Genomic DNA, 17,030 nt, shown 5'->3' with positions numbered 1-17,030 from the left:
TAGATTCTAAACATTCATATCAGAACAACAATCGAATGATGAGAAACGAACAAATAAAAAAAGAGAACCAAATTAGTTCTCTTTTTACTATTTATTTGAAAGGGGAATTAATCATCATACCTATCATCATGATCTCTTTCTTTATATTTTTTATCTTTATGCCATTTTCCATGATGTTTTTTTTCTTCGCATCTTCTTTCATCATACCATCTATCTTCATCATAATCTCTATTGTCTACGTAAATGACACGCTCCTGCTGATATTCAACAGTCCGCCTTTGTGGTTCGTATCCACGCTCATAATGACCCGATAGAACTATTGAAGGTAATCCAATATTTACACCCACTGAAACTTGTGCATTTATTGTACTTGAGGCAAAAAAGGCAATTCCTAATATTGCGAGTAGTTTTATATTTTTCATTTTTCAAAATTTTAATTATTAGCTATTTGGTTAAAGCCAATAACTGTGCCACTTAATGATTCTGAGCAATGTAAGAATTCCAAAAACAAACTAAAAACTGCAGAATAAAAAAACAAACTATTCAATATCAACTATTTAAACATCAAACTAGCAAACCGAAAAAGAAATAAAAATCAATAGATTAAAAAATAGTATTCGAACTAAATCAAACTAACAAGTAAATCAAGCTCTATAGATTGACTAATTTATTTCTTAGAATTAGCCATCTATATTTATAAAAGACTCCTGATTTAAATAGCAATCAAAATCAAATTATAAAAATAATCACTATTTTTAGCTACGAAATTACTTCTAAATCAAAAATCACCTTAATGACCAAACGACTCTTCCTTCTTCTTGCACTATTTTTTACACTAACTAACACAATAGCTCAAGAAAGCACTGCTTCAAAACAAGTTTCTACCTTTATGATTGAAGCTCCTCAATTACACACATCAAAAAAAATCTGGGTTTACCTTCCCAAGAATTATAAAAACTCCAAAAAAAAATATTCTGTTGTTTACATGCACGACGCGCAGAATTTATTTGATGCAAAAACTTCCTATGCCGGCGAATGGAATGTTGACGAAAAGCTAGACAGTATCAACGCACAGCTCATCGTTATAGGTATCGAGCATGGTAATGATAAACGCATTGAAGAGTTGACGCCTTTTAAAAATGAAAAATATGGAGGAGGAAATGCCGATGCTTATCTTGAATTTATTGTTAAAACATTAAAACCTCAAATTGACCAAAAATACAGGACAAAGACAGAAAAGAAAAACACTCTAATTATGGGAAGCTCCCTCGGTGGATTAGTTTCTTATTACGCTATTTTGAAATACCCACAAGTGTTTGGAAAAGCGGCCGTTTTTAGCCCTTCATTTTGGTTTTCAGATAAAATATATGATTTCGCCGAAAACACAAAAAAAATAAAAAGCAAAATTTATTTTCTATGTGGCGATAAAGAAAGTGAAGATATGGTCACAGAATTGAATAAAATGGAATATCTCTTAAATACAAAGCGGTGTTATTGTTTAAATCTGAATGAAAAGAAAATTATAAAAGGAGGCCAACACAATGAAAAATTATGGCGTGATGGATTTACTGAGGCCATTCTATGGTTGGGATATTAACTTATTCCTTATATTTACAAAACCTAGTTATTACTGATTTATATAAAATTTTACAGCTTCAATCAATTATGGAATTAATAATAAGAGCATACGACCTAAAACTAAAACACACGTTTACCATTTCAAGAGAATCAATCGATTTCCAGCCTTCTTTAATTGTAGAATTAAAAAGTGAAGATTTTTCCGGTTTTGGTGAAGCAACTTCAAATCCGTATTACAACACTACAGTGCCAGTAATGACGGCAGATTTAAACAAAATTCGCAGTATTATCGAATCAAGCGATGGTGAAACCCCCGAAAATTTTTGGGACAAAATGTATCCTTACTTAAAAGAGGATATGTTTGCTCTATGCGCTTTAGACATGGCCTACAATGATTTGTATGCACGGAAAAAAGGAAAAAAATTATATGAATATTGGAACTATACTACAGAGAATAACCCATTAACAGATTATACTATCGGGATTGCGTCGATAGAAAAAATGGTTTCTAAAATGAAGGAACTGCCGTGGCCAATTTATAAAATTAAATTAGGAACCCAAGAAGACCTTGCTATTGTAACTGAACTTCGAAAACATACTGATGCCATTTTTAGAATTGATGCTAACTGCGGCTGGGGAGTTGAGGAGACAATCAACAATGCAATCGCCTTAAAGAAACTTGGTGTCGAATTCTTGGAACAACCTATGAAAGCTGACAACTGGGAAGGACATAAGGAAGTTTTCAAACATTCTGTTCTACCAATAATAGCCGATGAAAGTTGTATTATTGAAGAAGATGTTGCTAAATGTCATAACCATTTTCATGGAGTAAATATCAAATTAGTAAAATGTGGCGGTCTAACTCCAGCCAGACGCATGATTCAAGAAGCAAAGCAACTGGGTTTAAAAACAATGGTAGGATGCATGACTGAGTCCTCAGTAGGTATTTCAGCCATTGCTCAATTGCTTCCACAGTTAGATTATGTTGATATGGACGGCGCACTACTTCTGGCAGAAGATATAGCAAATGGCGTCACCATAAAAAATGGAAAAATTATTTATGCTGAAGGAAATGGTACTGGAGTTGTTTTAAAATAATTAAAATGAAAATCAATCAATTTCCAGACAGAATAATTGAGTTTGAGAAGGAAAGTTATTTATATTTTGGCGGAACAGCCTACCTAGGAATGCCTGCCAACCCAGAATTTCAGCAGCTCATTGTTAAAAACATACTACGCTGGGGCTCTGCTTACGGAAGTTCCAGAAATTCTAACATCCAACTTACAGCATACGAAAAAGGAGAAGATTTTCTAAAAAACTATATTAATGCCGAAGCTACAGTTACTGTTTCCTCAGGAATGCTTGCCGCAAAATTAGTAATAGAAGAGCTTACCCCTCATACAGATGTTTACTTTCACTTTCCAAATACTCACACAGCTCTAAAAGTAGCCAACAGCGTACCGTTTTTTATCGAAAACGAATTAAATCCCCGCTTACTAGACAGTAAAAACGAAAGGATAACAATTTTAACTGATGCAGTTGCCAGCTTTCAGATAAAAGCAGTTGATTTAGCCGCTATAGATTTAATTGCAGCTAACAAGGAAATCACTTTGGTTGTTGATGAATCTCATTCTTTAGGTGTTTTAGGAAATAACGGATGCGGAATTATTTCCTCTATTGATTTTAAAAACATCAAACGAAAAATTATGGTTGCTTCACTGGGAAAAGCAATGGGAGTTACTGGCGGTGTAATTGCATCTGATCAATCCTTCATTAATCAAATAATGAATAATCCCTCTTTTGTTTCAAGTGCAGGAATGAGCCCAGCACTAATTGAAGCATTGGGAGAAGCGGAGACGATCTACAAGAGCCAACATATGAAGTTAAAAAATAATCTTAACTACATTGACAAACATCTGGTAAAAAATGAAGCGTTTGCATTTAATCCTGAATATCCTGTTATCTATCCAGAAATAGAAGGAGTAAACGAACTCTTCAATGCTAATAATATAATCGTTACTAATTTTAAATATCCTACCGGCGGTAAAGATTTGAACAGAATTATATTTACCGCAAATCATACAGAAGATGATTTAAACAAAATAATTACTATTCTGAACCAACACCAATTCTGAACCTAAAATTACAACCACTTACTTTTTAAACGTACCTTTGTAAAAAATATAGAATATGATGACAAATAACGATATCTTCAAAAAGCTACGCGTTGCCTTAATGTTGCGTGATGATCAAATAGTTGAAATATTGGAATTAGTAGACTTTCGAATTACTAAATCAGAATTAGGTGCTTTTTTTCGTGATGAAAAACATGAAAATTATATGGAATGTGGTGACCAAGTGTTACGCAATTTCTTAAATGCTTTAGTTATCCACTTGCGTGGAACAAAAGAAAATCCTAAAAACCCTAATGACGTTTTAGCAAAACATAAAGCACAAATACCTGCAAAAGAAGGATCTAAAGACAGACCTGAATTTAAAGCAAAACCAAAAGATCAAGAAAAGTCAAGAGGTGATGAAGCTCCTTCAAAAACAAAATCTGCGACAAAAAAACCGTCTAAGAAAGATTACCCTAAAGGAAATTCAAAAACTCAAGTAGTAGAAAAAGTGAAATACAATTTCGGAAAAAATAAAAAATAACTCGCCTTTGAAAACTGCATTAATTATTGGTAGCACAGGCTTAATTGGTTCACAATTATTGGATATTCTTTTAGAAAGTCCAGCCTACGATAAAGTAATCGCTTTTGTAAAAAGAGATACTGGAAAAACACATCCCAAATTAACACAACATATTATAGACTTTGATAAACCGGAGACCTATCAAAATTTAGTTGTTGGTGATGATTTTTTCTGTACCATTGGTACCACTATAAAAAAAGCAGGTAGTAAAGAGGCTTTCAGAAAAGTAGACTTTAAATATCCTCAGCATTTTGCAACTTTTGCATTAAAAAATGATGTAAAGCAATTTCTAACTATTTCATCCCTTGGTGCAGATAAAGCTTCTGGGAATTTTTATTTGAAGACTAAAGGAGAACTAGAAGAATTCTTGAAACAATCAAGTTTTGAAAGTGTATCCATCATGAGACCTTCGTTACTTCTAGGAGACCGGAAGGAATTTAGGATGGGAGAAAAAATAGGCGGCATTTTTATGAAACTATTTTCCTTTATATTTATTGGAGGACTAAAAAAATACAAACCCATAGAAAGTGAAACCGTAGCAAAAGCCCTTTTTAGAATTGCACAAAAAAATAAAAAAGGTTTTGACATATATGAATCCGATGAACTCCAACAAATCGGAAACTAATAAAAACAAAAAATCCTATTTGCCATGGCAGATAGGATTTTTTTGTACATTTAATTTATTGTGAAATATTATAGCTGCCTAAATATGAAACCACTACTCACTCTTTTATTACTATTCATTACGACACTATTTTTTGGACAAAATAATAAAACTAAAGAAGCTGCAATGTTTCTTGATTCAACTTTTATTTCTGCTGAATCAATGAAATACATCGATCCTAACGGAATAGAGTCTATAAATATTATTAAAAATGATACAATAATTGATAGCAACCATTATGTTGGACAGATTCATATTACTTCCAAAAATCCAAAAAAATATACTTTTATAAGTTTAGAGCAAGTTAAATCTGAATTTACCAAAATCAAAAGTAACGATGTGATTTATATGGTAAATGGAGCCTTTATTAAAGAAAATAACGAAACGTTTAAAATAGATAAAAACTATATTTTAAAAGTTGAAATCACCAATTCAAACGAGTTTTATAATTTTAGAAATAGTCCAACCCAATTTGATATCATTAATATCTTGGGGAAAACCAAAGAAAATTTAGACAACGAAAATAAGATTCTATTAAGAGGCTATAATGCAATTGGCTCGAAATAGATTTAAAAAGAAAAAATCCTGAGCTTTCACTCAGGATTTTTTTATATCTAACTAATTTTCTAATTAAGAAAGAGCTGCTTTTACTTGGTCAGCTGCTTCTTGGAATTCAACAGCCGATAAAATTGGCATTCCTGAATTATCAATTAATTCTTTTGCAATTGCTGCGTTAGTACCTTGTAAACGAACAATGATTGGCACTTTAATAGCATCTCCCATATTTTTGTAAGCATCAACAACTCCTTGTGCCACACGGTCACAACGAACAATTCCACCAAAAATATTAATCAAGATTGCTTTTACGTTTGGATCTTTTAAGATAATACGGAAAGCAGTTTCAACACGTTTTGCATCTGCAGTTCCACCTACGTCAAGGAAGTTTGCAGGCTCAAAACCGGCATATTTAATTAAATCCATAGTTGCCATTGCTAATCCAGCTCCGTTAACCATACATCCAACTGAACCGTCAAGATCTACATAGTTTAATCCTACTTCTTTTGCTTCTACTTCGATTGGATTCTCTTCAAGAATATCACGCATTTCAGCATAAGCTTTTTGTCTGTACAAAGCATTATCGTCAATATTAACTTTAGCATCTACAGCTAAAATTTTATTGTCAGATGTTTTTAAAACTGGGTTGATTTCAAACATTGATGCATCAGAACCAATATATGCTTTATATAAAGCATCGATGAATTTCACCATTTCTTTAAAAGCATTTCCAGAAAGACCTAAGTTAAAAGCAATTCTTCTTGCTTGAAAACCTTGAAGTCCAACAGAAGGATCAACTTCTTCAGTAAAAATTAAATCTGGAGTATGCTCTGCTACTTCTTCAATATCCATTCCACCTTCAGTAGAATACATGATCATATTACGACCTGTCGCTCTATTCAATAAAACAGATACGTAAAATTCTGAAGTTTCAGTTTCACCAGGATAATAAACATCTTCAGCAACTAAAACCTTGTGTACTTTTTTACCTTCTGCAGAAGTTTGAGGTGTAACCAATTGCATTCCAATAATTTGTTCTGCAACTTCTTCTACTTGTTGTAAATTTTTGGCAAGTTTTACTCCCCCACCTTTTCCACGTCCACCTGCATGAACTTGTGCTTTGATTACATACCAACTTGTTCCTGTTTCAGTAGTTAATTGTTTTGCAGCAGCAACAGCTTCAACTGCATTATTAGCAACGATACCGCGCTGAATGCGAACTCCGTAACTAGCTAAAATCTCTTTTCCTTGATATTCGTGTATGTTCATAATATAGAATTTGTCTGGATCCTGAATTTATTTCAGAATATAAGTGGCACAAAAATAGCAAAATTCATCTTAACAGAAAAATCTTTTACCTATTTAAATTTCTTATATTACGACTTAAACAATAATTTCAAAATAACACAGAAATTTAAATTTTAATAAAAGTACAAGTCTGTTAAAACATTGCAGCAAAAGTCACTATATCGTTTGAAATTTAATGCGTAAATTTGGTAACATCCATTATATATCACGATAAATCGTCTTTAAAACTAAATCAGGTTGCCGATTTTGTAATTCACATACGCTTAAATATGATTATTATCATTTATTAAACGTTATTATAATTTTACTGCAAAAATAACCCGTTTTAAACACATTCTCTACATTATATTTAATGAAAACTCTATTTTTGTATAAAAAAAATTATAAAGCATGAAAATTAAAGAACAAGGCCTTTACTTGCCTGAATTTGAACATGACAACTGTGGCGCAGGATTTATTTGTAATTTAAACGGAATTAAATCTAATGACATTATTCATAAAGCACTCGATATCTTAATAAAATTAGAGCATCGTGGTGCAGTGAGTGCAGATGGACGAACTGGAGATGGAGCAGGAATTCTTTTTGATATTCCTCATGATTTTTTTAAAAAAGTATGTGACTTCACTATTCCAGAAACGAGAGAATATGCAGTGGGAATGGTTTTCTTACCAAAAAAGAAAAACCAAGTTGATTTTTGCAAATCTACTTTTGAAATAGCTATTCGCAATCAAAATTTGAATATTATCGGATGGAGAGATGTTCCTGTAGATGTATCTAATCTTGGACAAATTGCAGCCGAAAAAGAACCAACAGTAAAACAAATATTTATTGGCAAGAATGGATTGGAACTAACCGAACAACAATTCAATGCCAAATTATTTGCAGCTAGAAAAATAGCAGAACACGCTATACTGAATTCTAAGATTTCAGAAAGTCATATGTTTTATTTCTCTAGTCTATCTACTACTACAATAATATACAAAGGGCTATTGATGCCAGAAGACATCAGCAGATACTATACTGATTTAACCGATGATGATTTAGTGACTCGACTAGCATTAGTTCACCAACGATTCTCTACTAATACATTTCCTTCTTGGGAATTAGCACAACCATTTAGATATATGTGTCACAATGGAGAGATTAATACTCTTCGTGGAAATGTAAGCAGAATGCGTGCCCGTGAAGAATTGATGAAAAGTGATGTATTTGGAGATGATATCAAAAAATTGTTCCCCATAATATTAGACGGAAAATCAGATTCGGCTTCTATGGATATGGTTATTGAACTGTTATTAATGACAGGACGTTCATTACCAGAAGTTATGATGATGGTTGTTCCTGAAGCTTGGGAAAAACATCAAACCATGTCTGATGACAAAAAAGCATTTTACGAGTATAACTCTTGTATTATGGAACCTTGGGATGGTCCTGCTTCTATTCCGTTTACGGATGGTAATGTGATAGGTGCCCTTCTTGATAGAAATGGTTTGCGACCTTCTCGTTACACACTTACAAAAGATGGTTTTGTAATCATGGCATCTGAAATAGGTGTTCTGGATATAAAACCAGAAGACGTAGTGCAACATGGGCGATTAGAGCCAGGAAAAATGTTCTTAGTTGATATGAATGAAGGTCGAATCATTGAAGATGATGAAATCAAAAATGCTATTGTAACTAAACGCCCTTATAGAAAATGGTTAGATGACAATTTATTGCATTTAGCTCAAGTACCTTATACTAATAATAGTACGCCTACCGAAAATATAGATTACGAAACAAGATTACGTTTGTTTGGATATACTATTGAGGATTTAAAGACAATAATAATCCCAATGGGAACTAAAGGGACTGAAGTTATCAGTTCAATGGGTAACGATACTCCATTAGCCGTATTATCAGATAGACCACAGCTTTTATATAATTATTTCAAACAATTATTTGCTCAGGTTACTAATCCACCGTTGGATGGGATTCGTGAAGAAATTATTACAGACGTTAGTTTGGCAATAGGTGGAGACTACAATATATTTGATATTGACCAAAAACATTGTAAGAAGTTAAAAATTCAAAATCCGGTTATTTCAAAAGAAGATCTTGATAAAATAAGAAATATCAATCACCCAGATTTCAAGTCTAAAACCATTTCTACCTTATATGAAATAGAAAAAGGAGCAAATGGACTAGAGCGTGCATTAGAAAAATGTGTTCAAGCAACCTATAAGGCAGTGCAAGAAGGACACAATATCATAATACTTTCTGATAGAGGTGTTAGTGAAAAAATGGCACCAATACCAATGCTATTAGCTTGTTCTTACATTCATCATTCGATGAATATCCTAAAAGTTCGTTCTAAATTCGGAATCATTATTGAGTCTGCAGAACCACGCGAACCACATCATTTTGCCTTATTATTTGGATATGGCGCAAGTGCAATCAACCCCTATTTGGTAAACGAAATTATTCGTGATCAAGTGGATAAAGGTTTCATCACAGGAATAGAACCAGATTATGCAATTGCAAATTACAATAAAGCTATCGCAAAAGGGATTCTGAAAATTATGAATAAAATTGGCATCTCTACTTTACATTCGTATCGAGCTGCTCAAATTTTTGAAATTTTAGGTCTAAACAAAACTTTTACTTCTAAATATTTTCCATATACCCCTTCTAGAATCGAAGGAATCGGTTTGATGGAAATTGAAAAAGAGGTTAAGAAAAGATATCAAAAAGCATTTCCTAATTCGACAGTTGCCAGCTTATTATCTCTAGAAATTGGAGGTATTTACAGATGGAGAAGAACTGGTGAGAAACACATGTTTAACCCTACTACTATTGCTAAATTGCAACAGGCAGTACGTTTGAACAGTCCAGAAAGTTATAAAGAATACTCAACTATGGTCAACGACCAAAGTAAGAACCTAATGACAATCAGAGGGTTATTTGAATTCAACAACTTGGACCCTATCTCAATTGACGAAGTGGAGCCTTGGACAGAAATTGTAAAAAAATTCAAAACTGGTGCCATGTCTTACGGATCAATTAGCCAGGAAGCACATGAAAACTTGGCAATTGCCATGAATAGAATCGGTGGAAAAAGTAATTCTGGAGAAGGAGGAGAAGATCCTAAACGTTTCCAAAAAGAATTAAATGGAGATTCAAAAAATAGTGCGATTAAGCAAGTTGCCTCTGGACGTTTTGGTGTATCTATCAATTATTTGACAAGTGCTAAAGAGATTCAGATTAAAATGGCTCAAGGCGCTAAACCAGGAGAAGGTGGACAACTACCTGGTGAAAAAGTAGTGCCGTGGATTGCAAAAGTTAGAAATTCAACTCCCTATGTTGGACTAATTTCTCCGCCTCCACATCACGATATTTACTCTATTGAGGATTTATCACAATTAATATTTGATTTAAAAAATGCCAATCGTGAAGCCCGCGTAAATGTTAAGTTAGTTTCTGAAGTAGGTGTTGGAACAATTGCTGCTGGTGTTGCTAAAGCAAAAGCAGATGTGATTTTGATTTCAGGTTATGATGGAGGAACTGGTGCAGCACCATTAACTTCATTACAACATACAGGTATTCCTTGGGAACTTGGACTTGCCGAAGCACAACAAACTTTAATACTAAATGATTTAAGAAGTCGCGTAGTATTAGAATGTGACGGACAATTAAAAACAGGACGTGATGTTGCAATTGCAGCTTTACTAGGGGCAGAAGAATTTGGTTTTGCCACTGCACCCTTAGTAGCTTCAGGTTGTATCATGATGAGAGCTTGTCATTTAAACACATGTCCAGTTGGTATTGCTACTCAAGATCCTGAGTTAAGAAAAAATTTCAAAGGAACTCCAGAGCACATCATTAACTTCATGTATTTTATTGCTGAAGAACTAAGAGAAATCATGGCTCAGTTAGGCTTTAGAACTTTAAAAGAAATGGTAGGACAATCACAAAAACTGAATGTAAACAAAGCCATTAAGCATTATAAAGCAAGTGGTTTAGATTTATCTACTATTTTGTACAAGCCTGAAAAAGCAAAAACAGTACCGAATCACAATACAACAACTCAAGACCATGCATTAGAAAATGTACTTGATTTTGCAATCATAAAAGAAGCAATTCCTTCTATTTATAGAAAAGAGAAAACAAGAGTAAACTTTAAAATTAAAAATACAGACCGTTCTGTAGGTGCTATTTTAAGTAATGAGATCTCCAAAATATATGGTGCCCAAGGATTACCAGAAGATACTATCCTAGTTGATTTTGAAGGTTCTGCCGGACAAAGTTTTGGTGCTTTTGCCACTAATGGATTATCATTTAAAATTCATGGAAATTGTAATGACTATTTAGGAAAAGGACTATCAGGAGGAAAATTAATTATTAAAGTCCCTCCTACTGCAACGTTTAAACCAGAAGAAAACATAATTATCGGTAACGTAGCATTATATGGTGCCATAACTGGTGAAGCATACATTAACGGTATGGCTGGAGAACGTTTTGGGGTAAGAAATTCTGGAGCAACAGCAGTTGTAGAAGGAATTGGAGATCACGGATGTGAATATATGACCGGAGGTATTGTAGTGGTATTAGGTAAAACAGGAAGAAATTTTGCTGCTGGAATGAGTGGTGGTGTTGCTTACGTTTTTGATGAGAAAAAACAATTCGAAAATGGATTGTGTAATATGGAAATGGTTGCTTTAGAAACATTGGAAGACGATGACTTGAAAAAACTTAGACGTTTAATCAAAAATCACGCAATGTACACCAACAGTCCATTGGCAACAAGAATATTGGAAGATTGGGAAAACCAACAGAAACATTTCATCAAAGTAATGCCTAAAGATTATAAAATAGCATTACAACGATTAGCAGAAGAAAAGAAAATTGAAGAACTAATAGCATAGTCATGGGAAAGATAGGTGGATTTAAAGAATACAATAGAACTGACGAAAGTAATGTAGAAGTAAAGGAACGTGTCTCAAATTATAATGAGTTTACCATTCCTTTAGCAAAAGATAAAATTAAAGAACAAGGATCAAGATGTATGGACTGTGGAATTCCATTTTGCCATAGCGCTTGTCCATTAGGGAATTTAATTCCTGACTTTAATGATATGGTACATCAAGAAGAATGGCAAAGTGCTTTAGAAATTTTGCAATCAACTAATAACTTTCCAGAATTTACAGGTCGCTTATGCCCTGCTCCATGTGAAAAATCATGTGTGCTAGGTATTATCGAAGAGCCTGTAGCAATCGAAAATATTGAAAAAAACATAATAGAAAGAGGGTTTGCAGAGGGATGGATCAAACCACAAATTCCTGCTCAAAGAACAGGAAAAACAGTAGCTGTAATAGGTTCTGGTCCTGCAGGATTAGCCGCTGCTCAACAATTAAACAGAGCAGGTCATACTGTAACAGTTTTTGAAAGAGATAATGCTATCGGAGGATTATTGCGATATGGAATTCCCAACTTTAAATTAGAAAAAGGAATTATTGACCGACGCGTATTAATACTAGAAGCCGAAGGAATTGTTTTTAAAACTAATGTAAATGTTGGTGTAAACTATAGTATAGAAGAATTAAATCAATTCGATTCAATTGTATTATGTGGTGGCGCTACCGAAAGAAGAAGCTTACCAACAAAAGGAATTGAAACAAATGGAGTTGTTCAAGCAATGGATTTTTTAACTCAGCAAACTAAAGTAGTTTATGGAGAGGAAATCCCTAACCAAATCAAAGCTACTGGGAAAGATGTAATTGTAATCGGTGGTGGAGATACGGGTTCAGACTGTGTAGGAACTTCAAACAGACAGGGAGCTAAATCGGTTACCAATTTTGAAATCATGCCTAAACCCCCTGTTGGAAGAAGCGAAACTACACCTTGGCCGTATTGGCCTTTACAATTAAAGACCTCTTCTTCGCACGAGGAAGGTTGTAATAGAAATTGGTTAATCAATACTAAAGAATTTATTGCTGATGAAAAAGGACAACTTGTAGGATTAAAAACTGTAGAAGTAGCTTGGAAAATGACACCAGGACAACGACCTGAATTAATTGAAAAAGAAGGTTCTGAGAAAATATGGCCTTGTGATTTAGCGTTATTGGCTCTTGGTTTTACTGGCCCTGAAAAAACATTAAGCAATCAGTTAGGTTTAGAAACAGACATGCGAAGCAACTATAAAGCGAGTAATTATCAAACAAATGTACCACACATTTTCACCGCTGGTGATATGAGAAGAGGACAATCTTTAATTGTTTGGGCAATATCTGAAGGTCGTGAAGCAGCGAGAGAAGTCGATAATTATTTAATGGGTTATACTAATCTACCTACGAAGGGAAATGGAGACTTACCAGCCTTATAAATCATAATAATACTGAAAAATGGCTGTCAGAATAATTTTTCCGACAGCCATTTTAATTTGGGGCTGACCACGCATACACTATCGTTCCAGCTTGGTCGGGCTATCCGCTACAAGTCCTCGTCGCTTTCGCAAAAGCTTCAGCATCTGCGGGCTATTCGCTTCTATCCCTCACCCAAAAAAGAACAACACTACTAAAAACATATGCATTTGTTTAATTTATAACTTTTTGTTACAAATTGTTAAAAATTAAATATTCCCTTGTCATATCAATAAAGAATAATAAATTTGCTAAAAAATAATAACGATGCAATCAAAAGACCTACTTCAATTGGCCGAACAATTTGGAAGTCCAATATATGTTTACGATGCCGAAAAAATAAAATCTCAATACAATAGATTAACAAAGGCATTTTCTAAGGTAGAGAAGTTGCGTATCAATTATGCAATGAAAGCATTGTCTAACGTTGCCATACTTCAGCTATTAAAAGAAATGGGATCAGGTCTTGATACAGTATCTATACAAGAAGTTCAATTAGGACTTCATGCAGGATATGATCCAGAAAAAATATTTTATACACCAAACGGAGTATCTCTGGAAGAAATTGAAGAAGTACATGCCATGGGAGTACAAATCAATATTGATAATTTATCTATATTAGAACAATTTGGAACAAAACATCCTACCGTTCCAGTTTGTATACGTATCAATCCTCATGTAATGGCAGGTGGAAACACTAACATTTCTGTTGGACATATTGATAGTAAATTTGGAATATCAATCCACCAATTGCCTCATTTAGTTCGAATTGTTGAAAACACAAAAATGAACATCGTAGGTATCCACATGCATACAGGTTCAGACATATTAGATATCGAAGTGTTTTTATATGCTGCCGAAATTTTATTTGATGCTGCAAAAAACTTTAAAAATCTTGAATTCCTAGATTTCGGAAGTGGATTTAAAGTACCATACAAAAAAGACGATATCGAAACCGATATTGAAGAGTTAGGTAAAAAACTATCAAAAAGATTCAACGCGTTCTGCGTTGAATACGGTAAAGATTTAACTTTAATATTCGAACCAGGCAAATTCTTAGTGAGTGAAGCAGGATCTTTTTTAGTAAAAGTTAATGTAATCAAACAAACTACTTCTACTGTTTTTGCAGGAGTTGATAGTGGTTTCAACCATTTAATTCGTCCAATGTTATATGGTTCACAACATCATATTGACAATATCTCAAATCCTAAAGGAAAAGAGCGTTTCTACTCAGTGGTAGGATACATTTGTGAAACAGATACTTTTGCAAATAACAGAAGAATATCAGAAATTAAAGAAGGAGATATACTAAGCTTTAGAAATGCTGGTGCCTATTGCTACTCTATGGCCTCCAATTACAACTCAAGATACAGACCTGCTGAAGTATTATGGATGAATGGAAAAGGTCATTTAATACGAGCACATGAGACGTTTGAAGATCTACTTAAAAATCAAATTCCATTACCGATAGAAGCTACAAAAGCATAACAAAATAAAAATCCCATCTCAATATTTACAGAGATGGGATTTTTTTATTATTCTAAAGCTGTTTTATTTTACTTATCACCTAAAACTTCTTCCAGAACGTTTGCTTCAGTACCATTAGGAAAAGAAATTTTTATTTTCTGAGCGATAGTAGGAGCAATTTGAGTAATCTCCTTTTTATTAAAAGACTCTCCTTTTTTAATATGCCATCCGTAAAAAATTGCCGGAACGTGCGTATCATAAGTATAAGTCGTTCCATGAGAAGTTCCCGTACCTTGATATTCAATATATCCAGGCTTATCAAGAATTATTAAATCACCATTTTGAGTAACATCATATCCTTTAGCAATAAAGTTCAAATAGTAATCATTTCCTGTTGAATGTAAAATTTCTTCTTCAGTATAAACTCTTTTTACATAATCTTGAGTCATTAAATACCCTTTAAAAGCCTCTTTAACTACATTCAAATCCAGGTTTTTTGCTTTTATAGTTTCTTTATTAAAAAATAAATTAAAACTAGAGTAATTCAAAACTAAATCAGCTCCAAAAGTTTTGATAGAAAAATCCTTTAAATTATTCCTAATGTCTTTTGGACTAACGCTATTTACATTATACTTATGATCTTTTAAGTAATTTACGTTTTCTGCACCAGCATGATCCGCAGTCAAAAACAATAAGTAATTGTCTTTTCCTACTGTCTTGTCTAAATAATTTAAGAAATCAGCAATTGTTTGATCTAATCGCAAGTAAGTATCTTGTAATTCCATAGACCTTGGCCCTAATAAATGACCTACATAATCCGTAGAAGAAAAACTAACCGTTAAAAAATCAGTGATATTATCTTTCCCCAATTCTTCTTTTTCTATTGCTTTCATCGCAAATTCAGCTAATAGATTATTACCAAACGGAGTAGAACGTAATACACCAGCATCATTCTTAGCATACATATCCTTTAAATCATAAGGAAAAACTGGAGAAGTACTATTATATAACTTACCCTCATATGGATTATTATCCTCTAAACTTTCATCATAAGTTGCTTTCGGTTTTAATAAATCCCATCCTTTATTGATGTATGGCATATAATGCTTTTCATCATTAAATTTCTGAACCCAATCCGGTAGTTTTTCACCATAAAAAGAACTAGAAATAAAAGAACCCGTTTTGCTATACCAAAAAGCCCAATTTGCAAAATGACCTGCAGGCAAAATGGCGCCGCGATCCTTAAGACTCAAACCGATTACCTTTCCTTTAAAGTTAGTGCCCATTCTCAATTCGTCTGTAATAGTCGTGGTCAGCAAATTTTTAGGAGACATTTCACCTTCTTCTTTTGTTCCGTCTCCCACAGTGCTTACGCTTGTATCATCGGTACAGTACATTTCTTTACCTAACTTTCTACTAAACCATTCATTGCTTACAATTCCATGAGTTGCAGGTGTAGTTCCTGTATAAATAGACGCATGTCCGGGAGCAGTATACGTTGGCATATAATTAAAATGCATGTTTTGAAACGTGTACCCATTACCCATTAATCTTTTAAATCCGTTAGGCGAAAAATCATCTGAAAAACGATACAAGTATTCCATTTTCATTTGATCAACAACGATACCAACAACCAGTTTAGGTCGCTCTTGTGCTTGTAAATTTGACATGATAATAACAGCCAAAAACAAAATTAGTTTTTTCATCTTTAAATTTATTTTTTGAATACAAAAATAAGCATTAAACAACAAACTGATTTACATCTATGGTAATAATGACGAACAACTAAATTGATTTAACATTAAATTAAAGATTTACTTTCTTTTTAGGCTAACTAATATTTATGCCTAATTTTTATCGCTCCACAGGTTTTCGACTTGATCCCAACTTTTGCGCTTGATCCGAGCTTAGCGAACCCGTCGATCCAATTAAAAACAAAAAACCCCGTTCGTTAGAACAGGGTTTTTAAAGACCCTGAAATAAATTCAGGGTAAAGAAAGGCGACGACATACTCTCCCACATAACTGCAGTACCATCTGCGCAGGCGGGCTTAACTACTCTGTTCGGGATGGGAAGAGGTGAGCCCCGCCGCAATAACCACCTTAAGAGGTTACAATTGCTTTGGGCAATTATTGTAATGATACTTATCATATGATAACTAGCAATTACATAATATCTTAACATACTGAGATAAAGATTTATCCTGAATTTATTTCAGGAACCATTAAAAAGATACTGAAACTAGTTCAGTATTAAGAAAGTTTCTCCCTCCCGATTGCTCGGGAGGAAAAGTGTACATAAGCTTACGGGTTATTAGTACTACTCGACTATGACATTACTGCCTTTACATCTATAGCCTATC

Annotated in this window: 12 protein-coding genes and 1 rRNA gene; 9 read left to right on the top strand and 4 right to left on the bottom strand. The window is 33.5% G+C overall.

All coding sequences use genetic code 11. The annotated features are described in order from the left end of the window. Window positions 1-107: 107 nt before the first annotated feature. Window positions 108-422: a hypothetical protein gene (locus tag QO182_RS16740; RefSeq protein WP_371536017.1), complete on the bottom strand. Its 315-nt coding sequence runs from the start codon at window positions 420-422 to the stop codon at window positions 108-110. 371 nt (window positions 423-793) lie between these two features. On the opposite strand from QO182_RS16740, the gene QO182_RS16735 reads away from it, so the two are divergent. The 6 genes from QO182_RS16735 (at window position 794) to QO182_RS16710 (ending at window position 5,506) form a co-directional block, all read left to right on the top strand. Beyond that, window positions 794-1,597, top strand: coding sequence for an alpha/beta hydrolase (locus tag QO182_RS16735; RefSeq protein ID WP_371536014.1), 804 nt, complete (start codon window positions 794-796; stop codon window positions 1,595-1,597). 68 nt (window positions 1,598-1,665) lie between these two features. Continuing rightward, complete coding sequence (locus QO182_RS16730; RefSeq protein ID WP_371562931.1) at window positions 1,666-2,676, top strand: dipeptide epimerase; 1,011 nt, start codon at window positions 1,666-1,668, stop codon at window positions 2,674-2,676. A gap of 5 nt (window positions 2,677-2,681) precedes the next feature. Continuing rightward, the gene (locus tag QO182_RS16725; RefSeq protein ID WP_371562930.1) at window positions 2,682-3,713 is read left to right on the top strand and encodes an aminotransferase class I/II-fold pyridoxal phosphate-dependent enzyme; all 1,032 of its coding nucleotides are present in this window, start codon (window positions 2,682-2,684) and stop codon (window positions 3,711-3,713) included. A gap of 58 nt (window positions 3,714-3,771) precedes the next feature. Further along, a complete protein-coding gene (locus QO182_RS16720; protein ID WP_074723960.1) occupies window positions 3,772-4,236 on the top strand; it encodes a DUF1456 family protein in 465 nt (154 codons plus the stop codon). A 7-nt stretch (window positions 4,237-4,243) separates the two neighbouring features. Further along, the gene (locus QO182_RS16715) at window positions 4,244-4,900 is read left to right on the top strand and encodes an NAD(P)H-binding protein (RefSeq protein WP_371536006.1); all 657 of its coding nucleotides are present in this window, start codon (window positions 4,244-4,246) and stop codon (window positions 4,898-4,900) included. 84 nt (window positions 4,901-4,984) lie between these two features. Beyond that, window positions 4,985-5,506: a hypothetical protein gene (locus QO182_RS16710; protein ID WP_371562928.1), complete on the top strand. Its 522-nt coding sequence runs from the start codon at window positions 4,985-4,987 to the stop codon at window positions 5,504-5,506. Window positions 5,507-5,569: 63 nt separating this feature from the next. Here QO182_RS16710 and sucC read toward each other — a convergent pair whose 3' ends face one another. Then, window positions 5,570-6,763 (bottom strand): ADP-forming succinate--CoA ligase subunit beta, encoded by a 1,194-nt coding sequence (gene sucC, locus QO182_RS16705; protein WP_371536001.1) that lies wholly within the window; start codon window positions 6,761-6,763, stop codon window positions 5,570-5,572. A 429-nt stretch (window positions 6,764-7,192) separates the two neighbouring features. Here sucC and gltB point away from each other — a divergent pair, with 429 nt between their 5' ends. From gltB to lysA, 3 genes are all read left to right on the top strand, one after another. Continuing rightward, on the top strand, window positions 7,193-11,707 hold the full coding sequence (gltB, locus tag QO182_RS16700) for a glutamate synthase large subunit (protein WP_371562926.1): 4,515 nt from the start codon (window positions 7,193-7,195) through the stop codon (window positions 11,705-11,707). Between the two features lie 2 nt (window positions 11,708-11,709). Continuing rightward, on the top strand, window positions 11,710-13,164 hold the full coding sequence (locus QO182_RS16695; protein WP_371535995.1) for a glutamate synthase subunit beta: 1,455 nt from the start codon (window positions 11,710-11,712) through the stop codon (window positions 13,162-13,164). Window positions 13,165-13,468: 304 nt separating this feature from the next. After that, entirely contained in the window at window positions 13,469-14,689 is a 1,221-nt protein-coding gene (gene lysA / locus QO182_RS16690; RefSeq protein WP_371562924.1) for a diaminopimelate decarboxylase, read from the top strand. 68 nt (window positions 14,690-14,757) lie between these two features. Here the strand turns inward: lysA and pafA are convergent, their stop codons facing one another. Both pafA and rrf read right to left on the bottom strand, forming a co-directional pair. Continuing rightward, complete coding sequence (gene pafA / locus QO182_RS16685; RefSeq protein ID WP_371562922.1) at window positions 14,758-16,374, bottom strand: alkaline phosphatase PafA; 1,617 nt, start codon at window positions 16,372-16,374, stop codon at window positions 14,758-14,760. Window positions 16,375-16,663: 289 nt separating this feature from the next. Further along, a 5S ribosomal RNA gene (gene rrf, locus QO182_RS16680) occupies window positions 16,664-16,773 on the bottom strand. Window positions 16,774-17,030 lie beyond the last annotated feature (257 nt).

The sequence above is a fragment of the Flavobacterium sp. Arc2 genome, from assembly GCF_041431385.1.
Classification (GTDB): domain Bacteria; phylum Bacteroidota; class Bacteroidia; order Flavobacteriales; family Flavobacteriaceae; genus Flavobacterium.
The sequence above is the reverse complement of the archived record's forward strand: the minus strand, read 5'-3'. Positions and strand labels throughout refer to the sequence as shown.